The following is a 25,944-nucleotide window of genomic DNA, read 5'->3' as shown; positions in this document are numbered from 1 at the left end:
ATTGACAGACCCGACGGCGTCACTCGTCGCGGATCCGATTGACCCGAACCGTTTTTAGCGGAGAGAACGTAGAATGATACGGACACAGTCCCATCGTGTCTGTCTCACAGAGGCGTTAGTGCGCCTCGTTCCCCCACCTTATCGAGCGAAACTCGGACTGGTTAGTCTACTATGTAGTTCGTGGTGTGGATACAAAAATCTTGATTAGGTGTGTGAACGTAAGATAAACTTATATATCGGACAGCAAGGTTTCACGCTCGTTCGGTAGTTCTGCCGTGGGATTCAAATAGTGGACACACAAATCGTGTAATGCGAGAGATAGGACGTGATCCTTTGTTGGACAACCCGTCACACGGTTGCGCCGACAGGTCTTCAATGACAAAAGGACATACTCAGACCGTCACCACAGAACACGTCCGTACTCTCGCAGAGGCCGACAACCCCGCCGCCGACGTTGCCCGCTTCATCCTCGAAGTCGAGGGGGGCGGCGACGAACGGCAGGTGGTATCAGCCTCGGTCCGTGGCGAGACGGAAACGCCCGCCGACTGATACTCGTGCGGTGACGCACCCGTCGTTCCCGCGGGCCAAATCACTCGTCTCCCAGAAACTTCTCTACAAGCTCAGGGTTCTCTGCTGCGACTTCTGGATTCTCTTGGATATACGTGCGGACGGCGTCGACAGCGTCCTTTTCGGCGTCCGTGTCTGCTTCCATTGCGCCTTCGTGTACCGCGTCTTCTATCGCATTCTGTGCCGACTTCGCGTCGGGCGTGAACACGGTCCCGCACCGAACGCAGGCCTTCGCGTTGTCGGGTAGCGGCTCCCCGCAACTCGGACAGTATTCCTCGGGGGATAACGAGGACTCTCCCTCCTCGCGGATTCCCGCACCAATCTCGGCTTTGACGGCGTAGTCTTCCCCTGAAAGGTGGTTGTACGTCGTACTCATGACGTTGCTGTCGGGATCGTGGCCGATCAGAAATTTCACCGTTTCGTTGTCTTGGTTATATTCCCGTTTACAGATTGAGACGAAATTGTGTCTCATCATGTGGGGATGAAGTGGCTTGTCGATCCCCGTTTCCTCCTTTACTTTCTCCATCACCCGTGAGATAGTCCGATCCGAGACTGGCTCTGTGGGATCGACCCGCCCCCACTTCGGGCGTCCTGTAATGAGATACGCATCTTCGTTGTCGGGGTCGGGGTGGTACCGAAGCCACGCACGGATTGCCCCGACAGCGCCGAGAAGCGGGCGGGGCTGGTTCGGACGAGAAAAGTCTTTGAGTCCATCGGCGTCGGTATTCACGTAGTACCGCCCGTTCTCTGTGTCCAGATCGACATCCCCGATTCGGAGCGTTCGGAGAGCTGTGTTCCGAAGCCCCGTGTAGAGCAAGAGATAGACGACAGCCTCGTCCCGCGGATTATCAGGCGCTTCACGCACCTTATCGACCTCCTCTTGGGTTAGCATATCCGATGGGTCGACGCCCGTGCTCTGTTGTTCAAACACTTGTATCTCATCGTAATCTACCTCAAGATCGTCGTGGAAGCGATAGAAGATCCGCGCCGTATTTTGGTAGGCTCGGGCCGACCCTTTCGTTATCTCGTCTTTGTCGGCAAGCTCACCGCGGATCATCTTTCCCGCTACCTGATTGATCTCTTTTGCCGTCGTATCGGTGAGAGTGAGATACTTCGCCCAGATGGTCAAGTGGTACATCCAGTTGGCGAGCGTCGACGCCTCCCGATATGACGTAAGTCGTGAGGGAGCATCACTCCACGTCGGTTTCGGTACCTCGGGCCGATCCTCATCGAAGGCATATACCACATCCTCTATTGCCTCCTTATCCTCGGAAGCCACTTCCCCGCTCTCAACGGCTTCCGATAGATACTCCCGTTTGCGTTGATAGAAATCAGGATATGACTGTGGCATCAACCGATCACGTGGTATCACCCACGCACAGTAGCGTCAAAAAAGTTCTTGTGAATACCGACACCCTATGACAATATTCAAAGAGAAGCTCGACGAGGAGTACGTCACCACCTCCGAGGCGAAGGAGATCCTCGTGGAGATCGAAGACGAGCGCGCGGCCGACGAGGACCGCGATCTCCGCTACGAGCTTGCCCGCGCGATCGAACACGTCAACCGCTTCGCGGACCTCGACGCCGACGAGTCCCGCGAGCTCGTCGAGGAGCTGACCGACCTCGACCAGGTCGACGTGCCGACCGCCGTGAAAATCACCGACCTACTCCCGGAGGACCGCACGGAGCTCCGCTCGGTGTTCGCCCAAGAGCGCTACTCGCTCGACGGCGAGGAGCTCGACGAGATCCTCGACGTCGTCGCGAAGTACGCCTGACCGCGAGATTCTTCCGGCCCGGTGGGGGGTCCGTCGCCACGTTTTTTCAGATTTCCGCCCGTATGTCGAGCCGCATGTACCAGACCACCCTCGTTCCGACCGGCGAGGGCGTCGCCGCCCTCGACGCGGTCGACGACGCGATCGACGTCACGGCGGCCGACGGGACGGTACACGTCCTCGGCGTCGTCGAGGAGATCCCGATGTACGACCGGTCCGGCAAGCCGGAGAAGTTCGACGACGACGACCCCGAGCGCCGCGACGAGCTGGAAGCGGCGGTCGACCGGGTCGCGACGGCCGTCGCGGACGCCGGCATCGACAGCGAGACCGCGGTCGAGTCCGGCGTCCCGGCCCACGAGATCGCGGCGTACGCCGACGCCGTCGACGCGGACGCCGTCGTGATGGGCAAACGCGGCCTCGACGCGGCGGCCGGCGACCTGCTCGGGAGCACGACCGAGCGCGTCATCCGGAACGCCGACGCGACGGTCGTCTCCGTCCCGGTCTCCGAGTGAGCACGCGCGGCCGCCCCCGCCCCGCGTCGTCGGCCCCCGTGCGTCACCGGTTCCGGCCGGTCTCAACGGCGATCGTCCCGAAGAGCCGCTGATCGCGCTCCCGGACCGCGGCGCCGTCGTCGAGCGCGCGACGCGCGGCGGCGGTGCGCTCCGCGAGCCTGCCGAGCGGGTCGTCGCCCCGCGCGTCGAAGAGGCGACCGTTCACCGCCACGAACGCCCGGAGCGCGGCGTTCGCCGCTCCGTTCCCCTCCGGGACAAACGCCGCGACGACGACGGCGTCCGCGAGGTCGCACCAGCGGCTCACGACCCGGTACGGGTCGGCGAACAGCGACGTGACGAACGTCGCGAGGACGCCGTCGGCGGCCGCGACGGGCGGGCGCTCGGCGTCGCCCTCGACGAGCGAGACGTTCCCCCAGTCGTGCCGCTCGACGAGCCCGGCCGCGCGGTCGAGCATCCGCGGCGAGACGTCGACGCCGACGACGCGCCCGCTCGGCCCCACCGCGTCGCGGAGCGCGGGGAGGTTCACTCCCGGCCCGCAGCCGAACTCGACGACCGTGTCGCCGGGGGCGAGGTCGAGCGCGCGGACGCAGGCGGCCCGGACGCCGCCGACGGACGCCGTAGCTCGCGCGAACCAGTCGTAGACCCGCGCCCACGCGTCGTAGCCGCGGCGGATCCGACGCAGTCGACGCGGATCCGTTTCCGGATCGCCGGCCACCACGGAGTCGCCGTCACGGTCCCGGGTCACGAGTCGACGCCGACGGCCGCCGGCGGGGTCTTCGGCCACCACCGCGCCGGCCCGTCGCGCGCGACTGTCGAGCGACACCGCTCCGAGTCCGTACAGCCCCGCGGCCGCTGGTAGGCGATCCCCCGCTCGGCCAGGTACGACACGTACCCGTCGTCGACGCGGTCCAGCTTCTCGTGACAGACCCACCGGTCGCCGCACGTTCCGGCGGCGACGCTCCGGTACGGGCAGGTGAACGTCGTCTCCTCGATGCCCGCCTCGGACGCGGTCTCGTCGATCCGCACGCCGACGGAGCGGTACGCCAGCCGGAGTCGCCGGACGACCGCGCTCGGCGACGACGCGCCGAGGAACAGGACGTGCGCGAGCGCGTATCCGAAGTCGTGGAGCAGCCGCTCGCCGCGCGTCAGCGACGCTCGGTCCCCTTCCAGCCGCGTCCGGAGCGTGCCGTACCACTCCGCTATCTCGCGGACCTCGTCGCGCAGCGCCGCCGCCTCCGCGAGCGCCTCTCGCCGCTCCGTCAGGGGCGTCGGCCCGTCGGAGAGGCGGAACGACGGCACCGCCTCGACGTGTTCGAGCACGCGCTCGCGGAGGCAGTCGCCGTCCGCGTGCGCCGCGGCTCGGCGGCGGAGCTCGGGGTACCAGTCCCGCGTCAGCGCGCCGTACGCGCCGTCGAGGAGCTCGTCGACCCGTGCCGCGTCCTCCGCTCCGCTCGCTCCGCCGCGATCCGTTCCGCCCGCCCCGGCGGTCCCCCCCGGGAACGTCTCGACGAGTCGCATCACCGCCGTCGGCTCCGGTTCTGCCATGGTATCACGTGTCACTCGACGCTATTGAATCCGCCCGGCGGCGGCCGCCGTCGCCGCGGCCCCGGCAGCGGTTTTTTCACCGCTCGGAGCGTTAAACGATACATGGACAACGCCGACGGCGACGGGACGCCGGAGGACGACCGAACGGGCGGCGACGCCGCTGCGGACGCCGGGGAGACGCCGGACGAAGACGCCGCCGGCGACGGCCGGGACGGACCGACCGCCGTCCTCCTCGACGTGCTGCCGAACGGGCGTCCCGACGACGACCGCCCGCAGTCCCGCAAGTCGCCGGTGGCGTACGGGCTCGGCGACGACTCGTTCGCGCTGTACGAGCTGATGCTCGCCGCTGACGCGGACGTCTCCGTCGGCGACCGGCTCGGGCTGGACGGGCCCAACGTCGGCCGCTACCGAGAGGTCTCCTTCGACGGCCTCACCCGGAACGCGGCCGCGGAGATCGAGTACGCGGCCGAGGCGATCGTCGAGGCCGACGAGGAGCGGTTCGTCGACTTCTACAACGAGGCGGGCCCGATCACCCTCCGGCTCCACCAGCTGAATCTGCTGCCGGGGATCGGCAAGAAGCTGCGGAACGACCTGCTCGACGAGCGGAAGCGCGGGCCGTTCGAGAGCTTCGCCGACGTCGAGGAGCGCATCTCCGGGCTCCACCGTCCCCGAGAGGTGATCCTCGAACGGATCGTCGAGGAGATCCGCGAGGACGACCTGAAGTACCGGACGTTCGTCGGCCGCGAGGAGTGAGCGACGGGCGGCCCGTGCCCCCCGCGACCGTGGGCACGACCGGGAGTCGCCGCGATCCGCCGCCGCGACGCCCCCGAAACGAGACTTTTACCCGAACACCGCGTGTATCCCGGCCATGACCGACTCACCGACGGGTGAAGCCGCCGGCTACGGGAGCCGCGATCCCGACGCGCTCGCGCGGCGGGCCGGCGCGCGGGCGGACCCCGACCGCGACCAGCACTTCCTCGTCGACGACCGGGTCCTCGACCGGATCCCCGGCTACCTCCCGGCCGACGCCGACGGGAGTCACCTCCTCGAGATCGGCGGCGGCGCGGGCGCGCTCACGGACCGCCTGCTGGCGGCGGCGACGGCCGACGGGACCGCGGACTCCGGCCGCGTCACCGTGATCGAGCGCGACGGGGCGTTCGCCGACTTCCTCCGCGAGGAGTTCGCCGCCGCCGTCGCCGACGGCCTCCTCGACGTGGTCGAGGGCGACGCGCTCGACGTCGACCTCCCGCCGTTCTCGGCCTGCGTCGCCAACCTCCCGTACGGCGTCTCCTCGGAGATCGCCTTCCGCCTGCTCCCCGAGAAGAAGCCGCTCGTGTTGATGTTCCAGGCGGAGTTCGCCGACCGGATGGTGGCGTCGGCGGGCGAGTCCGAGTACGGCCGCCTCTCGGTGTCGGCGCAGCACTACGCCGACGTAGAGATCGTCGAGCGCGTCCCGAAGGAGGCGTTCGACCCGCAGCCGGCCGTCGAGAGCGCCGTCGTGCGCTGTGCGCCGCGTGACCCCGACTACGTCGTCGGCGACGAGGCGTTCTTCCTCCGGTTCGTGAAGGCGCTGTTCACCCAGCGGCGCAAGACGGTGCGGAACGCGGTGCGGAACACGGCGCACATCTCCGGGCTCGACGAGCCGGAGGCCGTCGTCGACGCGGCCGACGAGGAGCTGTTGCGCAGTCGCCCGGGGAAGCTGGACCCGGCGGCGTTCGCCGCGCTGGCGGAGCTGGCCCGCGAGCGCGGCTCGCCCACGGGGGCGTGACATGGCCGGGTGGATCGGCCTCGTGGCGGCGGTTCAGCGCGCGCTCACGGGCAACGCGGAGCGGTTCGCCGCCTCCGCGGGTATCGTCGCCGCCGTGCTGATCGTCCGGTACCTCACGCGACGGCTGCGCCACGGCGACCGAGACCTCTCCTCCACCCAGCGGCTCCTGCTGTCGGCGGGGGTCGGCGTCGCCACCGCCGCGGGGGCGATCACGCTGATCGCGGTGTGGGACCGGAGCGGCGCGCTCTTCGAGACGGCGCAGTCGGCGCTCAGCGCCGATCAGGTGTCGAACGTCGTCCTCAGCGTGATCCTCCTGGCTATCGCGTACGCGCTCACCGACTTCCTCGGGGGCGTCATCCGCGAGATCGGTGCGGAGAGCGCGTCGATCTCGCAACACCAGCAGGAGGTGATCCTGCGAATCACGCAGCTGACCGTCTACACGTCGGCGGTCCTCGCGGTGGTGGGGCTGTTCACCGACAACGTCGGCAGCCTCCTCGTCGGCGCGGGGTTCCTCGGCATCGTGGTCGGCATGGCGGCCCGCCAGACGCTCGGGGCGATACTGGCCGGGTTCGTGCTGATGTTCTCCCGGCCGTTCGAGGTCGGCGACTGGGTCGAGATCGGCGACCACGAGGGGACCGTCACCGAGATATCGATCATGAGCACACGGCTCCGGTCGTTCGACGGCGAGGTGATCACGATGCCGAACGACGAGGTCCGGTCGGGGTCGATCGTCGACCGATCGCGGCGGAACCGGCTCCGGGTGGAGGTCGAGGTCGGCGTCGACTACGACACCGACGTCGAGCGCGCGGTCGCGGTCGTCGAGGAGGCGGTCGCGGGCGTCGAGGACGTCGCCGAGATGCCCGAGCCGAACGCCGTGACGAAGCGCTTCGACGACTCCGCGGTCGTCCTCGGCCTGCGCTACTGGATCCGCAACCCGAGCATGCGGAAGCGCTGGCGGACCCGGACCGCCGCGATGAACGCGATGAAGGGCGCGCTCGAGGACGAGGGGATCGTCATCCCGTTCCCGCAGCAGACGCTCTCCGCTCGCGCCGAGGGCGCCTCCGGGCCGCAGTTGGACGCGGCGGTCGAGGGCCGGGCGGCGACGCGGCCCGGCTCCGCCGACCCGAACGGCGCCGATGTCGACGCCGACGACGCCGGCGAAGCGACCGACGGCGACGCCGGGGAGGCCGACCGATGACCGACGACGCGAGCGAGGGCGACCTCGCGGCGCGCCGGGGTCTCGACGACGCCGTCGTCTACCAGCCGGCCGAGGACTCCGGCCTGCTCGCGGAGGCGGCGGTCGCGGAGGCGCGCGGCCGCGTGCTGGAGGTCGGAACGGGGTCGGGCTGGGTCGCCGCGCGGGTGGCGAGCGAGCGCGACCTCGACGTGGTCGGCAGCGACCTCAATCCGCACGCCGCGCGACAGGCGCGCGACCGCGGCGTCGGGGCCGTCGTCGCCGACCTGCTCTCGCCGTTCCGCGCGGACGCGTTCGACACGGTGTGTTTCAACCCGCCGTACCTCCCGACCGACCCCGAAAACGAGTGGAGCGACTGGATGGAACACGCGCTCTCGGGCGGCGAGTCCGGCCGGGAACTCATCGAACCGTTCCTCGCCGACGTGGGGCGCGTCCTCGCGCCGGGCGGGGTCGTCCTCCTGCTCGTCTCCTCGCTCACCGGGTACGAGGAGGTGCTCGCACTCATCGAGGAGGCCGGGTTCGACCACGAGGTCGTCGTCGAGGAGTCGTTCCCCTTCGAGACGCTCACGGTACTGGCGTTGCGTCGGGCGTAGCGGGGTCGCTCGGCAACTGATTACTACAAAACATAACGCGCATTAGCAAATATTATACGACGGTATATCCAACGATCGGTGATGACCGAACGTGTCGCGGCGACGCCGGGGCTGTATCCGCTCCCGGACCGGGCGAAAGAGACGCTCTCGGACCTGAAGGGCCACCAGAAGGGGGACCTCCTGAGCGGCGACGAGAGCGAGGCGATCGTGGCGGCGTACGACGAGGTGCGCGCCGAGTACGTCGACGACCAGCTGGACGCCGGCCTCGACCTGATCTCCGAGGGGCAGGGCCGCTGGGACGACATGATCGCGCACCCGCTGACCGTCAGCGACGCCGTCGAGACCGGCGGCATCGTCCGGTACTACGACAACAACAACTTCTACCGGGACCCGCGGGTCGTCGACGACCTCGACTTCTCGGGCGACGTGGCGGGCGAACTGGAGAAGGCGACCGACCTGCTCGCCGACGCCGACGGGGTCGACGACGCGTCGCTCGCGGCGACGCTTCCCGGGCCGTACTCGCTCGCCGACCTCGCGACCGACGAACACCGCGGCGACGAGGCCGATTTCCAGGCCGCCATCGCCGAGTTCCTCGCGGGCGAGGTCGAGGCGTTCCCCGACCACGAGACGCTGTTCCTCCTCGAACCGTCGCTCGTCACGAACCCGCCCGCCGAGGGCGAGGAGGCGGGCGCGACGGACGCCATCTCAACGGTCGCCGACGCGACCGACGCCGACGTGGTCGTCCAGACGTTCTACGGCGCGCTCGGCGAGAAGCTGTACGCGCACCTCGTCGACGAGGCGGGCGCGGACGCGCTCGGGCTTGACCTCGTCGCCGGCGACCGGGACGACACCGTCTACAACGTCCAGGAGTTCGGCTCGACCGACTCGCTGTCGCTCGGGCTCGTCGACGGGCAGAACACGCTGGTCGAGGAGCCGGAGACGATCGCGGAGCGCGTCGAGTGGTTCGAGTCGCAGATCCCGCTGGAGGGGTTCGACCGGACGTACCTCACGCCGAACACCGAGCTGTTCTACCTGCCGACGAACAAGTACCGCGCGAAGCTGAACGCCCTCGCCGACGCCGCGGAGGTGCTCGATTAATGGTCCGAAACCCGTCCGCCAACCGCGACCAGTTCCGTCCGGACGACCACCCGAACGACGCGTTCCTGCTCACGACCGTCGTCGGCTCGTACCCGAAGCCGAAGTGGCTCAACCGCGCCGACGAGCTCGTCGACGACCCCGACTCGAAGTTCGACGAGTCCGACCTCGAAGAGGCGCACGACGACGCCTGTCGGCTTATCACGCACGAACACGAGCGCGCCGGGCTCGACACGGTCGTCGACGGCGAGATGCGCCGCAACGAGATGGTGGAGTTCTTCGCCGACCGCATCGACGGCTACGAGTTCAACGGGCCGGTGAAGGTGTGGGGCCACAACTACTTCGACAAGCCGAGCGTGGTCGAGGAGGTCGCGTACGACGAGCCGTGGCTCGTCGACGAGTTCGAGTTCACCTCGAACGTCGCAGAGCGCCCGGTGAAGGTCCCGATCACGGGGCCGTACACGCTCGGCTTCTGGGCGTTCAACGAGGCGTACCCCTCCACCGAGGAACTCGTGTACGACCTCGCGGACCTCGTCAACGAGGAGGTTGAGAAGCTGGTCGAGGCGGGCGCGCGCTACATCCAGATCGACGAGCCCGCGCTGGCGACGACGCCGGAGGACCACGCCATCGTCGGCGAGGCGCTCGAACGCATCGTCTCGGGCATCGACGAGGACGTCCGGATCGGCCTCCACGTCTGCTACGGCGACTACTCGCGGATCTACCCCGAGATCAACGACTACCCGATCGACGAGTTCGACGTGGAGCTGTGTAACGGCGACTTCGAGCAGATCCCGACGTTCACCGACCCCGAGTTCGAGCCCGACCTCGCGCTCGGCGTCGTCGACGCCCACACCGCCGAGGTCGAGCCGGTCGAGGAGATCAAAGCGAACATCCGGCAGGGCCTCCGCGTCGTCCCGCCGGAGAAGCTCACGATCTCGCCCGACTGCGGGCTGAAGCTCCTCCCGCGCGACATCGCGTACGGCAAGACGGAGAACATGGTGACCGCGGTCCGCGAGGTCGAAGCGGAGATCGACGCCGGCGACATCGACCTCGACAACCCGCTCGCGGACGACTGATCCGCCGACGCTATTTATAAGAAGTCGCCGCACCCACCGTCCGGCATGGACATCGGGGTGACGGTCGGCGACGACCTCGACCGCCTCGCGGCGTCGCCGGCGCGGTTCGACTTCTGCGAACTCGGCGTCGGCGAGCCGACGCTCGTGCCGGACGAGGTCGACCCCGGCCGCCTGACGGACGCGCTCGGCGGCCGCGACCTGCTCGTCCACCTGCCGTACAGCCAGCGACTGGCCAGCTACGTCCCCGAGGTGAACGACGCCATCGTCGACTACCAGCGCCGGCTCCTGACCGCGGCCGGCGACCTCGGCGCGGAGAAGGCGGTCCTCCACGCCACCTCCGCCGACCGCGACGACGTGGCGTTCCGCGAGACCGCGGCCGACCAGCTCCGGCGCGTCGCTGACGTCGGCCGCGAGGCGGGCGTCGAGGTCGTCGTCGAGAACGTCGGCCACCAGCACGCGGGGCTCCAGCTCTCGGTCCTCGGCGACCTCGTTCGCGAGACCGACACGCCGATCTGCTTCGACGTGGGCCACGCGTACATGGAGGGCGGCAACAAGGCGATCAGGCGGTTCCTCCGCAGCCACGGCGACCGGATCTCGCACCTCCACTGTCACGACGTGCGCCGCCGCGGCGACACCCACCTCCCGGTCGGGGCCGGCGAGGTCGACTACGACCTCGTCGCGTCCGAGCTCGACGACTTCGGCGGGACGGTCGCGCTGGAGGTGTTCACCGACGATGCGGCGCTGCTCCTCGACTCGGCCGAGCGCGTCGCCGACCGCCTCGGCGCGTCCTTTTGACTCCGCGGCTCAGTTCGCTCCGCCGGCCGCGTCCTCGTCGTCCGCTCCGGGCGCGTCGTCGCTCGCGTCGGCCGCATCGCCGCTCGTCTCGGCCGCGTCGCCGTCGACCTGCTGTTTGATCGACTCCAGCTCGGACTCCACGTCGACCTCCGGCGGCTCGTCGGCGGCGTCACCGCTCGCATCGCCCTCACCGGGCGCCTCGTCGCCCGCGTCGTCGCTCTCGCCGGGTTCGGTCACGTCGATCCGGACGGGGTTCGCGCCGTCGCCTCGGTCGGACCGCTCCTCGGCGTCCCCTCGGCTCCGCGCGTTGCGGTCGCCGTCGGGGTCGCCGCCCAGCCGCCGGTCGCGCGCCGCGTCCGCCTCGCGGCGCCCCTCGTCGATGCGGGACTCGATCTCCGCGGTGAGGTCGCGCGCGTCGGCGATGATCGAGCGCGAGGCGGCGTCCTCGGGGAGGTCGGCCTCCGAGAGCGCGGTCCGGAGCTCCGAGAGGGAGCGCGAGAGCCCGGCAGTCGCGCCGTCGCGCACGTCCGCGAGGCGGTCGCCCGCCCCCTCTGCGCCCTCGGCGACGCTCCGCCCCGGGTCCGCGAGCCGGAGCGTCCCCCGGAGCAGTTCGAGCGACTTGATCGTCGTCTCCAGCAGCGCGATGACCGTCGGGATGGTGTACTGCTCGGTGAACCGCACTAGCTCCGAGAGCCGCGGCGGCCGCGGGGGACCCCGGCGGTCGCGCTCGCTCTCCCGGAGGTCGGCCCGGAGCTCGCCCAGCACGTCCTCGAGCTCGTCGAGCCGCTCCTCGAGGTCGTCGTCGCGTCGGTCGCGGGAACTCATGCCACCTGCTACGGCGCGCGCGGATAAAAAGCCCGGCAGCGGTCGCGCCCGGCCCAGACCGGCCGCACCGCCGCCGGTCAGAAGGCCTCGCGCAGGAACGTCGGCCGCGGCGGGAAGAGTGCGCCGAGGTCGGCGGCGAGCCCCTCGCCGAAAGCGCCGTCGCCGACGTCCAGCGCGCCGTGCGCCCGGAGGTCGTCGACGCCGCGGTACCCGGCGTACAGCTGCGAGAGCGGGCCGATTCCCGCCGCTACGTCGGCGTCGTCCGGGCTTCCGGGGTCTCCGCCGGCGTCGACCCGCTCGGCGTCGACCTCGCCGCCGGCGACTGTCACCCGGATCGGTCGGTCGTGCCAGCCGACGAGCGGGTCGTCGACCGCGAGCGTGAACTCGGCGTCGAGATCCGGGTCGGGGGCCAGCTCTCGCAGCGCCGCAGGGACATCGACGAGCCGGAACATCGGTCCGGCGCGAACCTCCTCGGTCACCGCCCGCGGGTCGTCGACGCGGTCGAGGAGGCTCACGTCCGCGGGGAGGCGGAGCCGGACGCGCTCGACCTGCGAGTCGTGGTCCCGACAGAAGCGGAACACCTCGTCCCACGCGGACGGGTCGGCGACGGCGGCGTCGGAGACGACCATCGCCTTCCCGTCGCCGTCGTCGCGCTCGGTGAACGTGTACGACAGCAGCGCGCGGAGGTCGTCGTCCCGTCCGAGGCCGTAGACGAAGGGATCGGTCTGCCACCCGCGGAGGGTGTTCTCGCGCCACCACGCCGCCGTCCGCGCCATCGTGAAGTCGTACCGGTCCGCGGTCGCGGCGAGGAGGTCTGCCGCCGCCTCGTAGTCGCCCTCGTCGAGCCGCCGGAATTTCCCCGTTTCGTCACCTCCGTCAGTCGCGTCGGCCGCGAACGCCAACTGTTCTGGCGGCGTCTTCACCCACCGATATCGACTCACCGTCCCCCACCCGTACCGGCGGTAGAAGGGGTGTTCGAACGGCCACAGCACGGAGTACCGAATCTCGTCTTCCCGGTACTCCGTCAGCGACTCGCGGAGGAGCCGCTCGATGTGGCCCTGGCGCCGGTGTTCCGGCGGGGAGGCGACCGCGGAGAGGCCGGCGGCGTCGCGGTCGCGCCCGCGGATCCGGAGCGTGAAGTCGTGGTGGCCGCACACCGCGACCGCCTCCTCGCCGTCGAACAGCCCCCGGTACTCGGCGAGGTGCTCGCGGTCGTCGTCGTCGGCCTCGGGGTCGTACGGCCCCTGCTCGGGAGAGAAGGCGTACCGCATGAACGCGCTGAACTCGTCCTCGCGCTTCTCCGGGAAGGGCCGGTAGTCGAGGTCGCCCATACGCCGTCGGCACCCGGGAGCCTGATAAGTGTTCCCGGCGCCTGCGTGTGGTTCTCACGCCACCGCCGCCCGCGGCCGGTCGCGCGGCCGGCTTAGTCGAACCGGCCGCGGCGGTACTGGACCGGCCACTCGACGTCCGCGCCGAGTTCGTGGGCGGCCTCTAGCGGCCAGTGCGGATGGCGGAGCAGCTCGCGGCCCAACGCCACGAGGTCGGCCCGCTCGTTCCGCACGAGGGCGTCGGCGTGGGTCGGCTCCGTGATCCCGCCGACCGCGGCGACGGGCACGTCGGTCCCCTCGCGGATCGCCTCGGCGTACGGCACCTGGTATCCCGGCCCCGCGCTCGGGAGCTCCTGGTCCGGGTGGATGCCGCCGCCGGAGACGTCTATCAGGTCGGCGCCGGCGTCGGCGAGGAGGGGGGCCAGCCGCACCGAGTCGTCCACGTCCCACGACTCGCGGTCGGGGAGCCAGTCGGTCGCGGAGATGCGGACGAAGACGGGTTTCCCGTCCGGCCAGACGTCGCGGACGGCCGCGACGACCTCGCGCAGGAGTCGCGTGCGGTCCTCGAAGCTTCCACCGTACTCGTCGTCGCGGTCGTTGGTGACGGGCGAGAGGAACTGGTGGAGGAGGTAGCCGTGGGCCGCGTGGACCTCCGCGACCTCGAACCCGGCGTCGCGCGAGCGTTCCGCGGCGGCCGCGAACGCGTCGATCACCTCGTCGATCCCCGCCTCGTCCAGCCGGCGGGTGTCGGCGAGTCCGTCCTCGCCGACCTCCGCGTGGGGGTAGGGCTCGCCGGTCGCGGAGACGGTCTCCCACCCGTCCGCCTCGTCCCCCGGAATGGGGTCGCCCCCCTCGGCCGGCGGCCGGTGTGAGGCCTTCCGACCGGCGTGTGCCAGTTGGATCCCCGGCGCCGCACCCTGCGACCGGACGAACTCGACGATCGGTTCGATCGCCTCGGCGTGCTCGTCGGACCAGATCCCGAGGCAGTCCGGCGTGATCCGTCCGCGGGCCTCGACCGCGGTCGCCTCCGTCATCACGACCCCGGCGCCCCCGGCGGCGCGGGCGCCGAGGTGGACCCGGTGCCAGTCGGTGGCCAGGCCGTCGTCGGCGGAGTACTGACACATCGGCGACAGCATGATGCGGTTCCGGAACTCGGTGTCGCGAAGCGAAAGCGGCGTGAACAGCGTGTCGGTCACGGATCGGCGCACGACCGCCGCGACGTAAGGCCCTCCGATCCCCCGCCCGGATCGCCGCCGCTGGTTTAGGCCGACCGAAATCTATATGCCCGCCGCTCCCTGAGCGGGGTGTAATGACAACGGGAGACCGGATCGAGCCGGACGCCGAGCCGGCGACCGAGGAGCGACCGACGGTCGCCGCGACCCGCTGCTCGGAGGAGCGGACCGTCTTCGCCGAACAGGGCAACACCGACGCGTGGATCGCGACCGACCTCACCGTCGATCTCGAACGGTAACGCGTCCTCAACGGCGCTCGACCGGCGCGGCGTCTCCTCCCGCCCAGCCCGTCGAGTTCACTCTTCCGAGCGGAGCGTCTCTCCGGTCGAACCGGCGGTCCGCGGCGTCGCAGCCGTTCCCGTGCCCCCTTCTTCCCTGCGCTGCGCGTCGGCGAGCGCGCGGATCCGGTCGAGGATCGCGTCGTATCGCCCGCGGTCGGATCCCTTCTCGAAGTAGGCGTCCGCGCCGGCGCCGAACGCCGCCGCCTCGCACTCCTCGCTCGGACACGTGCTGTGGAACACGACCGGGAGCGCCGGGTCGACCTCGCGCAACCGTTCGGTGAGGTCGACGCCGTGCCCGTCCGGGAGCCGCTGTTCGGTCACGACGCAGTCGACCGCGACCCGCTCGCCGCCGACCTCGATGCCGGTCTCGATGGCGTCGACCCCGTCGGCGAGGCGCTTCACGGACCGGACGTGGACGCGGTCCGTGATCCGCTCGGCGAACGTCTCGAAGAGCTCCGCGGAGCGGGCGTCGGGCTCGATCTGGAGGACGGCGATCGGCGCTTCGCGGTTCTCCTCGCTGACGGTCGTTTCGACTCGGTCGGTGGCCGCGGTCGTGTCCGCGTGTGTTTCGGACGGCGGTGTCTGGTCGGTCATGGGTTGTGGCGCTGGCGACGACTCGTCGAAGAATAACTTACTACGACGGTTGTAATCCTTCTACCAACAGTAGCCGCGGGAACGGTATAATAATTCCGCGATCACCGTTGTCACGCCCCTCAAACGCGATTATCCGGTAGTATTAGGTGAAAATTCCCGGACGTACGGAGGATTTCTCTCTCTGGGCCGCACGCGGCGCGACGCCGTGGGCGCGCGGCTCACGCCGGAGTGCCCGCTGACGGGATCGAGCGTCGCCGAAGGGCCCGTTACGGCGTCGAACGCCGCCGGCCGAGAGGCCTCAGGCGAACAGGTCGCGCGCCTCCCGGACCGCGTCGACCAGGGCGTCGACCTCCTCGACGGTGTTGTAGAAGTAGAAGGAGGCGCGCGCGGAGGCGGCGACGCCCATCTCGTCGTGGAGCGGCTGCGTACAGTGATCCCCGGCTCGGATCGCGACGCCGTAGTCGTTGAGGATGCTGGAGAGGTCGTGGGCGTGGACGCCGTCGACGTTGAACGCGACGAGGCCGCCGCGGTCGTCCCCGGGCGGGCCGTATATCTCGACGCCGCCGAGTTCGTCGAGTTCGTCGTAGGCGTACTCGGCCAGCAGGTCCTCGTGGGCCTCGATCCGGTCCATACCGATCGCTTCGACGTACTCGATCGCGGCCGCGAGGCCGATCCCCTGAGCGATGGATGGGGTTCCGGCCTCGAACTTCCACGGCAGGTCCTCCCACGTGGAGTCCTCGAAGGAGACCCGCCGGATCATGTCCCCGCCGTAGAGGTACGGGCTCATCTCGTCGAGGATCTCCTCGCGACCGTAGAGGACGCCGATCCCGGTCGGGCCGCACATCTTGTGGCCGGAGAAGGCGAGGAAGTCGACATCGAGCTCGTCGACGTCGACCGGGCGCGTCGGCACCGACTGCGCGGCGTCGGCGAAGACGTACGCGCCGTGATCGTGGGCCAGGTCGGCCAGCTCCCCGATCGGGTTCACGGTGCCGAGCGTGTTCGAGACGTGGACGACCGACACCATCTCGGTGTCGTCGTCGACGAGCTCCGCCGCGTGGTCCATGTCGAGCCGCCCCTCGTCGGTGACGTCGATGAAGCGCACGTCGGCGCCCGTCCGCTTGCCGATCTGCTGCCAGGTGACGAGCGAGGCGTGGTGTTCCATCTCGGAGAGGACGACGTTGTCGCCGGGGCCGAGCTCCTCCAGCCCCCAGGCGTACGCGACGAGGTTCATCGCCTCGGTCGTGTTCTTGGTGAAGACGATCTCCTCGCGGCCCGCCGCGCCGATGAAGTCGGCGACCGCGTCGTGGGCCTCCTCGTACGCGACGGAGGCCTCCTGGCTCAGCTGGTGGATCCCCCGGTGGACGTTCGCGTTGTAGCTCCGGTAGTAGTCGGAGATGGCGTCGACGACCGGGTCGGGCGTGTGCGAGGTCGCTGCGTTGTCGAGGTAGACCAGCGGGGTGTCGTCGCCCGCGCCCTCGCCGGCCGTCTCCGGGTCGCCGCCGACCTGCCGATCGAGGATCGGGAAATCGGTGCGGAGCGCCTCCACATCGAACGGGTACTGTTCGTGGACTCCCATTACCTGTTATCAGGCCCCGAGCACTAACACACCTTCGGTCCGGTACGTCTTGCGGGTATCGCAGACGCGCGATATCGGCCGGTCCGCGGCGGGGTACCCCCCGGATCCGCCCCGCGGCGACTTGCGCCTCGGACCGCCCGGCACCTCCTCGGACCCGCCCCCGCTCCGACGACTCCCGCGGCCGCCTACTCCCCCCAGTCCGGATCCGCCCGCGGCGGCGAGAAGATGTCGAAGCCGACGACCGGCTCGTCCGTCCGGTTCTCGGCCGCGTGCGGCTCGCCGCCGGGGATCACGTAGGTGTCGTCGGGGCCGACGACGCGCTCCTCGCCGTCCGCGACGAACGTCAGCCGCCCGGCCGTGATCACGCCGACCTGCTCGTGCGGGTGGTCGTGTTCGGGCACCGTCTCGCCCGGTTCGATCTCGAACCGCTGGATGCTCACGTCGTCGCCGACGGCCCCCTGCGTGAGGAACACGCCGTCGACCGCCTCGACCGCCTCCGCGTCCGCGTCGGGTGCGACGTCCATACGGTCCCCCGCGACCCCGAGCCACCTAAATCCGCGGGCACGGGCAGTCGGCGCCGGGAGGGTCGGACAGCACCGTCGGCGTCTCCGACCCAGCCGCAGTCACGGGAACGGGTGGTACGGCCGGTCGAGCGCGGGCTCGAACCCCATCGACCGCGGCACCTCGCGGGCGCGGTCGCCGAAGAACGGGTCGCCGGTGAACAGCGGCTGTGCGCCCGGCACGAGCACCCGCGCGGCCTCGAAGCCCACCGCAGCGAGGTCGCGGGTCGTCACCCGGGCGACGTACGGGTCGAGCCCGACGGCCTCGACGCGGTCGACGACGGCCGACAGCTCGGCCTCGCCCGTCAGCTCCGGCTCCCCGAGCCCCTCGGCCGAGACGGACGCGTCCGGGTCGAAGAACGCGGCCGTCTCCCCGGGCAGGTCGGCGTGGTGGCCGATCGCCGCCCCCTGCTCGTCGGCCGCCTCCCGCCCCATCGAGCGGAGCTCGGTCCAGTTCTGGAGCGCCTCGGCGAGCGCGCTCCGCGCCGCCGCGGCCGGGTCGAGGTCGGCGCCCGACCCCGCGGCGAACCGCGGCCAGTCGCCCTCGCGGCTGACCCCGACCGCGACGACGGGCACGTCCACGTCGGTCGTGACGAGCAGCGGCGTCACCGACAGCGACTCCGCCCGCGCTCGCTTCTCCAGTTCGGCGAAGCCCGGGTCGTCGACGTCGAGCCCGAGCGGCTCCGTCGTGGAGTACCAGCTCGTCATCGTCGCGTCGCGCTCGATCGCCTCGTACAGCCCGGAGAGCGCGGCGTCCGGACCCGAGCTACCGAGGCCGAGCCCGGTCGTGATCGGCGGCCGGTACCGCCGCTCCGGCGGCGGGAAGTGAACGAACTCCGCCGGGAGGCTCGCCGGTTCGCCCGTCCCGAGTCGTTCGCCGCGGACCCACGGGAGCCGGTCGTCGCGGTCGTACGCCTCGGCGCCGTCGGGGCGGACGAACGCGTCCGGGGTGACCGGGTTCGGAACGTTCGCGGCCGGCGCGCGCGTGAACGACGCCTCGCGGTAGACGCCCGCCGCGTACCGCTCTAGCCCCTCGCCGAGCGCCTTCATGAACGCGGCGTCCCAGTCGGCGGCCGCGCCACCGCCGAAGTCCGCCGCGTCGGCGTCGGAGAACGGGGTGGTGTCCGCGACCCGCGCGACGTAGTACGGCACGGGGAACGACTCCTGCTCGCCGACCTCCGCCAGCGCGCCGATCCGGCGGTCGACGGCGCGCTCCGCCCGGTCGATCGCCTCGTCGAGGCCGCGGTCGGCGTGGTCGCGCGGGAGCGCGTCCCCGGGGCCGTCGCCGCAGCCGCACCCCGGTATCGGGAGGAGGGTCCGCTCGCCGCCCGGCACCTCGACGACCGTGTCCGCCACCGGGTCGCCCGCCAGGAGCCGGATCGTCCGGCGTCCGGCCACCGCGCCGGCGTAGCGCACGGCGGACCGGCGGCCGGTCGGCGCGTCGGCGGGCTCCGACCCGCCGCTCTCGACCCGGGCGCGCAGGCAGTCGTAGCAGGCGTCGTCGAAGACGGTCACGGCGGCGTCGAGGTCGGCGAGGGGAACGCCGCCGAGCCCACCCACCTCGACCGCGACCCACCGATCGAGCATGTCGTCCGCGGCCCCGAACGTCGCCGACCCGGCGGTGTCGACGACGACCGCGGCGTCGAATCCGTCGAGGAGGTCGGCCTCGACCGGCATCGCGTTCACGTCGACGTCGCCGAGCGCGGCCTCGGCGGCCTCGACCGCGGGGCCGTCGCCGACAAGTCCGATGTCCATACCCGGTCGACGCGAGGCGGCGAAAAAAAGCCGCGGGTCCGCGGCGCGCGGCGGCTCGTTCGGCGCGTCCGCGGAGGGAGTCCGAGAGCGCTCGCGGGCGCGCTCAGGCGGGCGTCGCCGCCAGCATCTCGGCGGCCTCGGCGGCCAGCTCTGCGGCGTCGATGTCCCGGAGCCGGTCGTCGCCGAGCTTCAGGCGGAGCCGCGGTCGGCCGACGTCGATCGGGACCTTCTCCGTGTCGATGATCCCCTGATCTTCGAGGCGCGTCTTCGTCCGGGAGAACGTCGCCTTCGAGGCGATACCGACGTCCTCGCCCCACTTCGAGATGTCGTAGAGGAGCACGTCGTTCTTCGCCGCGACGAGCAGCGAGACGGTCACCTCGTCGAGGTCCACCCCGTCGTCGCGCTCGGTCGCGTCGAGGACGGCGTCGAAGTCCGACCGGGCCTCCTCACCGATCTCGGACTCCAGCGTCTCGCGGACCCGGGCGATTGCTGGCGTGCGGAGCGCGTACGCCTCTGCGTCGTCGAAGGCGGCGCGCTGGGTCTCGTACACCTCCTCGACGAACTCCGCGTCGTCGGTCGAGAGCGCGGCGACGCCCTCCCCCGCGGTGACCAGGGCGACGACCCGAGAGGGCGAGACGAACAGGGCGTTGTCGACCTCCCCGTCCAGCACTCGGATATCCAGGTCGCCGTCGGCGACGAGGTCCGCGGCCCGGGACGCGACGACGAAGTCGTCGAGCACGTCCTTCAGGGTGCGTTCGTCGGCGAGCATCGACAGCTTCGGGAGGTCGTCCCACCCGACGGCCGTCTCGACCAGCGATACGATCGTCTCTGCGGCGGGGTCCACGACGAGCAGCTCGTCGTCGTCCCCGTCGAAGGCCGCTTCGAGCGCGGCCTCGACGTCGGCCGCCAGTAAATTCGATACCATTTGTCTCTCGGTATGAAAGCCGGTTGCGTATTTAATATTAACGGGGTTCATGGAACGAATAACCCGATAAGCGTGCTTGAGGCGGGTAAATTCGGCAGATCGGGGTTACCCAAGCGCAGTCGACGCGAGGCGGCCTCGCGTCCGGTCGCCGCGGGTCGCGCGCGCGCCGGCGACGGAAGGATTAATGCGCGGTCGCGCCCGGGTTCGCACATGGACCACGAGCACGTCCGGGAGGTCGATCCGGCGGTCGCCGACGCGCTGGCGGGCGAGCGCGACAGACAGGAGCAGACGCTCGCGATGATCGCGAGCGAGAACCACGTGAGCGAGGCGGTGCTGGAGGCGCAGGGGAGCGTCCTCACCAACAAGTACGCCGAGGGCTACCCCGGGTCGCGCTACTACGCCGGCTGCGAGTACGCCGACGAGGTCGAGGAGCTGGCCATCGAGCGCGCGAAGGAGCTTTGGGGCGCCGACCACGTCAACGTCCAGCCGCACTCCGGCACGCAGGCGAACCAGGCGGTGTACTACTCCGTCCTCGAACCGGGGGACAAGATCCTGTCGCTGAAGCTCAACGACGGCGGCCACCTCTCGCACGGCCACCCCGCGAACTTCACGGGGCAGCTGTACGAGGTCGAGCAGTACGAGGTCGACCCCGAGACGGGGTACATCGACTACGAGGGGCTCCGGGAGGTCGCCGAGGAGTTCGACCCCGACATCGTCGTCTCGGGCTACTCCGCGTACCCGCGCGCCGTCGAGTGGGAGAAAATCCAGGCGGCGGCCGACGCGGTCGACGCCTACCACCTCGCGGACATCGCCCACATCACCGGGCTCGTCGCGGCGGGCGTCCACCCCTCGCCGGTCGGCGTCGCCGACTTCGTCACGGGCTCGACCCACAAGACGATCCGCGCCGGCCGCGGCGGGATCGTGATGTGCGACGCGGAGTTCGCGGACGACATCGACTCGGCCGTCTTCCCCGGCGGGCAGGGCGGCCCGCTGATGCACAACGTCGCCGGCAAGGCGGTCGGGTTCAAGGAGGCCTTAGAGCCCGAGTTCGAGGAGTACGCCCAGCAGGTCGTTGACAACGCGGAGGTGCTCGCCGAGACGCTTCAGGAGCACGGGCTCTCTTTAGTCTCCGGCGGGACCGACAACCACCTCGTGTTGGCCGACCTGCGCGACTCCCACCCCGACCTCTCCGGCGGGGACGCGGAGGACGCGCTCGCGGCCGCGAACATCGTCCTCAACGGGAACACGGTCCCCGGCGAGACGCGGTCGGCGTTCGACCCCTCGGGGATCCGCGCGGGCACCGCCGGGCTCACCACCCGCGGCTTCGACGCCGACGCGATCGAGGAGGTCGGCGACCTGATCTACCGCGTCGTCGACGACGTCGACAGCGACGACGTCATCTACGAGGTCGGCGAGCGCGTCGTCGAGCTCTGCGAGGCGCACCCGCTGTACGAGTAACCGACCGCTGCGATGCGGGATCGCCCTGTCGCGAGACCGCACCGGCGCGGACGAATCCGTGCGTAAAAGTGGGGCCGGCTCGCAGGGGTCGGTATGGACGCTCCGCCGTTTCTCGCCGCCCGCCTCGACCGCGGCGCCGCACCGTTCGCCGTCGGGGACGTGATCGCGTTGATCCTGTTACTGACCGTCGGGACGCTCAACCACCAGACCGTCGAGTTCCTCACCGCGAACCCGCTGTACTTAGCGGGCGTGTTCGCTCCCTTCCTGATCGGCTGGGTCGTGGTCGCGCCGCTCGTGGGCGCCTACTCCGCCGGCGCGGTCGAGACCGCGAAGTCCTCGGTCCCGCTCGTGATCCGGTCGTGGATCCCGGCCGCGGTCGTCGGACTCGCGCTGCGCGCGTTCGTCTTCCGCGGCGGGGCCGAAGTCACGTTCGCCGCCGTCATGCTCGTGTTGGGATCCGTCGCCCTCGGCGGCTGGCGGGCCCTCTACTTCCGGTTCCGATAGTCACCCGCGCTCTCTGCGCGCCGAGCGCCCGACCGCGGTGCCTCGCTTCTCGCTGACGCGGTCGACCGGCCGACTGTGGTGTTGCTCTCCTTGCTGGCCGTTCTCCTCCCCGACCTCTCTTCCCACTGGTCCCTCCTCTCGCCGACTTCCCATCCCGAGTCGACGGAGCCTCGGGCCAAGCCATAAGTTATGAGTAACATCCGCGTGTTCACGAGCGAACTGCTCCCGAACCGCGGGAAAAATTTAATATGGATTTTCGACTACTAGCTAATGGAAGCATGACTGGATACTACGACTACGTGCTTGGGCTCATCCCGGTGGCGTTGATCGGTGTGACCGCCTCGCTCACGCTGGTCGGACTGTCGTTGACGTCGGCGCTCCCGGTCGGTGCCGTCGCCGCGGCCACGGTGATGGCTCACGCGATGTTCGTCCGAAATCCAGTCGCGGACGGCGCCCCCGAACGGCGGCCGTTCGACGGCGACGCCGGCGAGCGCTCCGCGGGCGGCGGTTCCTCGGCGGGCACCGCCGACTGAGGCGCGGAGTGATTCCCGGTCGCCGCGGCGTCGCGTTCCCGGTCGCCGCGTCCTGTACCGTTTAGTCCCCGCGCCACGAGTGGCCGACTATGACGGAGACCCTGTTCCTCACTAGCTCCGAGGTCGACGGCCTCGCGGACCCGGCCGACTACGTCGCCGCCGTGCGCGACGCGTACCGACAAGTGGGCGAGGGAGCGCCCGCCGAGCCGCGGACGAAGCTCCTCAACCGCGAGCCGCCGGGCATGCTCACCACCTACGCCGCCCTCCTCCCGGAGACGGGCGCGATGGGCGGGTACACCTACTCGGCGGGGTTCGGCGCGGGCGACGCGTGGTTCATGACGCCGCTGTTCGACGCCGAGTCGGGCGAACCGCTCGCGCTGCTCGACGGCGCGTCGATGAACCCGTTCAAGACCGGCGCCGCGGGCGCGGTCGCGGTCGACGCGCTCGCCCGCGACGACGCGACCGAGCTCGCCGTGATCGGCAGCGGCGCGCAGGCGCGCGGACAGGTCGCGACGACCGCCACGGTCCGCGAGTTCGAGGCGGTCCGCGTCTTCTCGCCGACCCGCGAGAACCGCCAGGCGTTCGCCGCTGACTTCGGCGACCGGCTCGCCGCCGACGTGACCGCGGTCGAGAGCGCGAGCGCCGCGCTGGCGGGGGCCGACGTGGTCATCACCGCGACGACCGCCAGCGACCCCGTGATCGCCGACGCCGACGTGGAGCCGGGGACTCATGTCACGGCGATGGGCCAGTACCACCCGGAGAAGAACGAGCTCCCGCCCGAGCTCGTCGCTCGGGCGACGTACGTCCCCGACCTGAGGGCGCGCGCGACGCAGGACGCCGGCTCGTACCTCGCCGCGGTCGAGGCCGGCCTGATCGAGGCGGGCGAGGGGATCGCCGCCGACCTCGGCGCGGTCGTCGCGGGCGACCACCCCGGCCGGGCGAGCGACGACGCGGTGACAGTCTTCGACTCCGGCGGCACCGGCGTCGAGACGGTCGCGGCCGCGCACATGCTGTACGAGCGCGCGAGCGAGAAGGGTCGGGGGCAGACCATCGACTTCGCGCCCGCGAGCGAGGCGCTGACTGGCGAGTAGGCGGGGGTTGAAGTGGCGCGCCGCCGACCGGCCGGTATGCTGATCGGCATCGTCTCAGACACGCACGACGACTCGGCCGCGGTCGAGGCGGCCGTCTCGCTGTTCGAGCGCGAGGGGGTCGACGCGGTCGTCCACTGTGGCGACTTCGTCGCGCCCTTCTCAGTGACCCCGTTCGACGCCGACTTCGCGTTCCACGCGGTCCGCGGGAACAACGACGGCGAGTGGGCGGTCGAGTCGACCGTCGAGGAGTTCGGCACCTACCACGGCGAGGCTGCCGCGCTCTCGTTCGGCGGCGGAGACGGAGCGGGTGACGCCGTCGACGTCGCGGTCACCCACGGCACGAGCGACCTCGTCGTCGACGCGCTCGTCGACTGCGGCGACTACGACTACGTGCTCCATGGGCACACCCACGCGCACGGCGCCGAGGCGCGCGGCGGGACCGTCCGGGTGAACCCCGGCGGGCTCCCGATCCCGGTTGACGGCGCGGACGACGCGTTCCGCGTGGCGACGCTCGACACGGCGGCCTCCGGCGTCGACGCCGTGACGCACCACGTCCTCGACCGCTGACGCCCCGTGGTAACGGACGCGCCGCTCGCACCCCGAGTTTTATCGCCGCTCGCTCGCTCCGTACGTCCATGAGACACGCACAGGGCCCGCTCCTCACGATCGACCTGACGGAGCGGACCGCGTCGACGACCCGGATCGACGACCGGCTGGCGTCGTTCGTCGGCGGCCGCGGGCTCAACACGTCACTCGCGTACGACCGGATCCCGTTCGACGCCGACCCGCTCGGCCCGGAGAACCGCCTCTTCCTCTCGACGGGTCCGATGCAGTACTCGACGACCTCCTACACCGGCCGGATGGCCGCCACGGCCGTCTCGCCGCTCACGAACGGCCTCTGCTCGTCGAACGCTGGGGGATTCCTCTCGCGGAACTTCACCGGCGCGGGGTACGCGGCCGTCGAGATCACGGGCGTGAGCGACGACCTGCTCGCGGTCCACGTCCGCGAGGTCGGGCCGGACGGCGAGCCGGACGTGACCTTCGAGGCGGTCGACGACCTGGAGCAGGCCGAGGTGTCGGCGGTCTCCGATCGGTTCGCCGAGACGCACGACCTCGGCCCCGAACACGTCGCCTGCGTCGGGCCCGCGGGCGAGAACGAGGTCCGCTTCGCGTCGGTCATGACCTCCGACACCCGGGCGTTCGGCCGCGGCGGGCTGGGCGCCGTCCTCGGTGCGAAGGGCGTGAAGGCGCTCACGTTCGCCGGCGACGCGGACGCCGAAATCGAGGTCGACTGGCCCGACGAGGCGGCCGAGGTCCACCGCGAGGCGGCCACCTCCGACTCGATCATGAAACGGCAGGGGACGACGAGCGTGACGGAGCTGGCGAACGAGGTCGACGCCCTCCCGTCGTACTACTTCGCGGAGACCTCCTTCGAGGGCGTCGAGGGCATCTCCGGCGACCGCGTCGAGGAGAAGAAGTACGAGAAGGGGACCTGTTCGCAGTGCGCGTTCGCCTGTAAGCTCCCCACCCGCGACGAGGCGACCGGCGTCGAGACGGAGGGCCCGGAGTTCGAGACGGTGATGGCGTTCGGCTCGAACGCGGGCGTCGACGACGTGGTCGACGTGATGCGCGCCAACGAGCTGTGCGACGAGCTCGGGCTGGACACCATCTCCTGTGGCGACGTCGTCTCCATGTTCTTAGAGAGCGAAGACGAGTTCGGCAACGCGGACCTCGTCCGCTCGCTCGTCGAGCAGATCGCCTATCGCGAGGGCGTCGGCGACAAGCTCGCGGAGGGCGTCCACCGCGCACACGAGGAGTTCGGCGCGGACGACTGGACGGTCAAGGGGATGGCCTTCTCCGGCCACGACGGCCGCGCGCTCAACGGGCAGGGACTCGCGTTCGCGACCGCGAACCGCGGCGCGGACCACATGTACGGGGAGTTTTACCCGTACGAGTACCCGCTCGTCGACCCCGACGAGGCGTTCGACCCGCAGGGCCTCGACGGGAAGCCGCCGAAGCTCGTCGCGAAGGAGAACCGCAACGCGGTCCTCGACTCGGCGGTGGTCTGTAAGTTCTCGCGGGGAACCGTGACCGACGACCGGCTCGCGGCGCTGCTCGACGCCGACTACGACGACCTCCAGTCGCTCGGCGCCCGGGTCGTCGAGTTAGAGCGCGCGTTCAACAACGCCCGCGGCTTCGACCGGAGCGACGACACGCTCCCGTACGCCGACGCCATCGACGGGTTCGACGCGGCGCTCTCCGAGTACTACGCGCTCCGCGGCTGGAACGACGACGGCACCGTCCCGGGTCACGGCGACGGGCTCGACCCGGCCGGCGCGGCGCCCGCCGACGACTGACGGGCGC

Annotated in this window: 29 protein-coding genes; 17 read left to right on the top strand and 12 right to left on the bottom strand. The window is 70.5% G+C overall.

Annotated elements, in window-relative coordinates:
• The first annotated feature begins 375 nt into the window (after positions 1-375).
• A complete protein-coding gene (locus tag EXE52_RS18250) occupies positions 376-549 on the top strand; it encodes a hypothetical protein (protein ID WP_158293583.1) in 174 nt (57 codons plus the stop codon).
• Positions 550-589: 40 nt separating this feature from the next.
• Here the strand turns inward: EXE52_RS18250 and EXE52_RS04930 are convergent, their stop codons facing one another.
• On the bottom strand, positions 590-1,918 hold the full coding sequence (locus EXE52_RS04930; protein ID WP_241988198.1) for a tyrosine-type recombinase/integrase: 1,329 nt from the start codon (positions 1,916-1,918) through the stop codon (positions 590-592).
• 67 nt (positions 1,919-1,985) lie between these two features.
• On the opposite strand from EXE52_RS04930, the gene EXE52_RS04925 reads away from it, so the two are divergent.
• Both EXE52_RS04925 and EXE52_RS04920 read left to right on the top strand, forming a co-directional pair.
• Entirely contained in the window at positions 1,986-2,342 is a 357-nt protein-coding gene (locus EXE52_RS04925) for an RNA polymerase Rpb4 family protein (RefSeq protein ID WP_049930421.1), read from the top strand.
• Positions 2,343-2,416: 74 nt separating this feature from the next.
• Positions 2,417-2,851, top strand: a complete 435-nt coding sequence (locus tag EXE52_RS04920) for a universal stress protein (RefSeq protein ID WP_049930422.1) — start codon at positions 2,417-2,419, stop codon at positions 2,849-2,851.
• Between the two features lie 43 nt (positions 2,852-2,894).
• Here EXE52_RS04920 and EXE52_RS04915 read toward each other — a convergent pair whose 3' ends face one another.
• Positions 2,895-3,635, bottom strand: a complete 741-nt coding sequence (locus EXE52_RS04915; RefSeq protein ID WP_049930684.1) for a class I SAM-dependent methyltransferase — start codon at positions 3,633-3,635, stop codon at positions 2,895-2,897.
• Positions 3,593-4,396 carry a hypothetical protein gene (locus EXE52_RS04910; RefSeq protein ID WP_089308303.1) on the bottom strand — a complete coding sequence of 268 codons (804 nt, stop codon included), beginning with the start codon at positions 4,394-4,396 and terminating at the stop codon, positions 3,593-3,595. Before EXE52_RS04910 ends, EXE52_RS04915 begins: the two co-directional genes overlap by 43 nt.
• Positions 4,397-4,498: 102 nt before the next feature.
• Here EXE52_RS04910 and EXE52_RS04905 point away from each other — a divergent pair, with 102 nt between their 5' ends.
• The 7 genes from EXE52_RS04905 to EXE52_RS04875 all read left to right on the top strand — a co-directional run bounded on the left by EXE52_RS04905 (position 4,499) and on the right by EXE52_RS04875 (position 10,918).
• The gene (locus EXE52_RS04905; RefSeq protein ID WP_049930425.1) at positions 4,499-5,149 is read left to right on the top strand and encodes a DUF655 domain-containing protein; all 651 of its coding nucleotides are present in this window, start codon (positions 4,499-4,501) and stop codon (positions 5,147-5,149) included.
• Between the two features lie 115 nt (positions 5,150-5,264).
• Complete coding sequence (locus tag EXE52_RS04900; protein WP_086220330.1) at positions 5,265-6,164, top strand: 16S ribosomal RNA methyltransferase A; 900 nt, start codon at positions 5,265-5,267, stop codon at positions 6,162-6,164.
• A 1-nt stretch (position 6,165) separates the two neighbouring features.
• On the top strand, positions 6,166-7,362 hold the full coding sequence (locus tag EXE52_RS04895) for a mechanosensitive ion channel family protein (protein ID WP_137703491.1): 1,197 nt from the start codon (positions 6,166-6,168) through the stop codon (positions 7,360-7,362).
• Positions 7,359-7,952, top strand: coding sequence for a HemK2/MTQ2 family protein methyltransferase (locus EXE52_RS04890; protein WP_049930429.1), 594 nt, complete (start codon positions 7,359-7,361; stop codon positions 7,950-7,952). The genes EXE52_RS04895 and EXE52_RS04890 overlap by 4 nt, the downstream gene beginning before the upstream one ends.
• An 81-nt stretch (positions 7,953-8,033) precedes the next feature.
• Positions 8,034-9,050 (top strand): 5-methyltetrahydropteroyltriglutamate--homocysteine methyltransferase, encoded by a 1,017-nt coding sequence (locus EXE52_RS04885; RefSeq protein WP_089308301.1) that lies wholly within the window; start codon positions 8,034-8,036, stop codon positions 9,048-9,050.
• Positions 9,050-10,123: a methionine synthase gene (locus EXE52_RS04880; protein WP_086215646.1), complete on the top strand. Its 1,074-nt coding sequence runs from the start codon at positions 9,050-9,052 to the stop codon at positions 10,121-10,123. Before EXE52_RS04885 ends, EXE52_RS04880 begins: the two co-directional genes overlap by 1 nt.
• Positions 10,124-10,168: 45 nt before the next feature.
• The gene (locus EXE52_RS04875; protein WP_137703490.1) at positions 10,169-10,918 is read left to right on the top strand and encodes a sugar phosphate isomerase/epimerase; all 750 of its coding nucleotides are present in this window, start codon (positions 10,169-10,171) and stop codon (positions 10,916-10,918) included.
• Positions 10,919-10,927: 9 nt separating this feature from the next.
• On the opposite strand, the gene EXE52_RS04870 is transcribed toward EXE52_RS04875, so the two are convergent.
• The 3 genes from EXE52_RS04870 to EXE52_RS04860 all read right to left on the bottom strand — a co-directional run bounded on the left by EXE52_RS04870 (position 10,928) and on the right by EXE52_RS04860 (position 14,267).
• The gene (locus tag EXE52_RS04870) at positions 10,928-11,743 is read right to left on the bottom strand and encodes a hypothetical protein (RefSeq protein WP_089308299.1); all 816 of its coding nucleotides are present in this window, start codon (positions 11,741-11,743) and stop codon (positions 10,928-10,930) included.
• Positions 11,744-11,820: 77 nt separating this feature from the next.
• The gene (eis, locus tag EXE52_RS04865; protein ID WP_089308298.1) at positions 11,821-13,074 is read right to left on the bottom strand and encodes an enhanced intracellular survival protein Eis; all 1,254 of its coding nucleotides are present in this window, start codon (positions 13,072-13,074) and stop codon (positions 11,821-11,823) included.
• Between the two features lie 92 nt (positions 13,075-13,166).
• Positions 13,167-14,267, bottom strand: coding sequence for an NADH:flavin oxidoreductase/NADH oxidase (locus EXE52_RS04860; RefSeq protein WP_049930439.1), 1,101 nt, complete (start codon positions 14,265-14,267; stop codon positions 13,167-13,169).
• A gap of 113 nt (positions 14,268-14,380) precedes the next feature.
• Between EXE52_RS04860 and EXE52_RS18445 the strand changes: the two genes are divergently transcribed.
• On the top strand, positions 14,381-14,542 hold the full coding sequence (locus tag EXE52_RS18445; RefSeq protein WP_167373079.1) for a hypothetical protein: 162 nt from the start codon (positions 14,381-14,383) through the stop codon (positions 14,540-14,542).
• Between the two features lie 57 nt (positions 14,543-14,599).
• On the opposite strand, the gene EXE52_RS04855 is transcribed toward EXE52_RS18445, so the two are convergent.
• From EXE52_RS04855 to tbsP, 5 genes are all read right to left on the bottom strand, one after another.
• The gene (locus EXE52_RS04855) at positions 14,600-15,178 is read right to left on the bottom strand and encodes a response regulator (RefSeq protein ID WP_086219550.1); all 579 of its coding nucleotides are present in this window, start codon (positions 15,176-15,178) and stop codon (positions 14,600-14,602) included.
• 298 nt (positions 15,179-15,476) lie between these two features.
• A complete protein-coding gene (locus tag EXE52_RS04850) occupies positions 15,477-16,754 on the bottom strand; it encodes an aminotransferase class V-fold PLP-dependent enzyme (RefSeq protein ID WP_089308297.1) in 1,278 nt (425 codons plus the stop codon).
• A gap of 185 nt (positions 16,755-16,939) precedes the next feature.
• On the bottom strand, positions 16,940-17,278 hold the full coding sequence (locus EXE52_RS04845) for a cupin domain-containing protein (protein WP_049930444.1): 339 nt from the start codon (positions 17,276-17,278) through the stop codon (positions 16,940-16,942).
• Positions 17,279-17,377: 99 nt separating this feature from the next.
• Complete coding sequence (locus EXE52_RS04840; RefSeq protein WP_089308296.1) at positions 17,378-19,069, bottom strand: YcaO-like family protein; 1,692 nt, start codon at positions 19,067-19,069, stop codon at positions 17,378-17,380.
• A gap of 103 nt (positions 19,070-19,172) precedes the next feature.
• A complete protein-coding gene (gene tbsP, locus EXE52_RS04835; protein WP_049930447.1) occupies positions 19,173-19,994 on the bottom strand; it encodes a transcriptional regulator TbsP in 822 nt (273 codons plus the stop codon).
• Between the two features lie 210 nt (positions 19,995-20,204).
• On the opposite strand from tbsP, the gene glyA reads away from it, so the two are divergent.
• Together glyA and EXE52_RS04825 are read left to right on the top strand one after the other, a co-directional pair.
• Positions 20,205-21,452: a serine hydroxymethyltransferase gene (glyA, locus tag EXE52_RS04830; RefSeq protein ID WP_049930449.1), complete on the top strand. Its 1,248-nt coding sequence runs from the start codon at positions 20,205-20,207 to the stop codon at positions 21,450-21,452.
• A 93-nt stretch (positions 21,453-21,545) separates the two neighbouring features.
• Entirely contained in the window at positions 21,546-21,956 is a 411-nt protein-coding gene (locus tag EXE52_RS04825; RefSeq protein WP_049930450.1) for a DUF3054 domain-containing protein, read from the top strand.
• Here EXE52_RS04825 and EXE52_RS18980 read toward each other — a convergent pair whose 3' ends face one another.
• Positions 21,957-22,082, bottom strand: coding sequence for a hypothetical protein (locus EXE52_RS18980; protein ID WP_255510312.1), 126 nt, complete (start codon positions 22,080-22,082; stop codon positions 21,957-21,959). It abuts the gene before it with no gap.
• A gap of 152 nt (positions 22,083-22,234) precedes the next feature.
• Between EXE52_RS18980 and EXE52_RS04820 the strand changes: the two genes are divergently transcribed.
• The 4 genes from EXE52_RS04820 (at position 22,235) to EXE52_RS04805 (ending at position 25,937) form a co-directional block, all read left to right on the top strand.
• A complete protein-coding gene (locus EXE52_RS04820; protein WP_049930451.1) occupies positions 22,235-22,489 on the top strand; it encodes a hypothetical protein in 255 nt (84 codons plus the stop codon).
• Between the two features lie 89 nt (positions 22,490-22,578).
• Entirely contained in the window at positions 22,579-23,580 is a 1,002-nt protein-coding gene (locus EXE52_RS04815; protein WP_089308295.1) for an ornithine cyclodeaminase family protein, read from the top strand.
• Positions 23,581-23,616: 36 nt separating this feature from the next.
• Positions 23,617-24,147, top strand: coding sequence for a YfcE family phosphodiesterase (locus EXE52_RS04810; protein ID WP_049930454.1), 531 nt, complete (start codon positions 23,617-23,619; stop codon positions 24,145-24,147).
• Positions 24,148-24,215: 68 nt separating this feature from the next.
• Positions 24,216-25,937 carry an aldehyde ferredoxin oxidoreductase family protein gene (locus EXE52_RS04805; RefSeq protein WP_089308294.1) on the top strand — a complete coding sequence of 574 codons (1,722 nt, stop codon included), beginning with the start codon at positions 24,216-24,218 and terminating at the stop codon, positions 25,935-25,937.
• The last annotated feature ends 7 nt before the right edge of the window (positions 25,938-25,944 follow it).

Source organism: Halorubrum sp. CGM4_25_10-8A (assembly GCF_005435025.1).
Classification (GTDB): Archaea; Halobacteriota; Halobacteria; order Halobacteriales; family Haloferacaceae; genus Halorubrum; species Halorubrum ezzemoulense.
The sequence above is the reverse complement of the archived record's forward strand: the minus strand, read 5'-3'. Positions and strand labels throughout refer to the sequence as shown.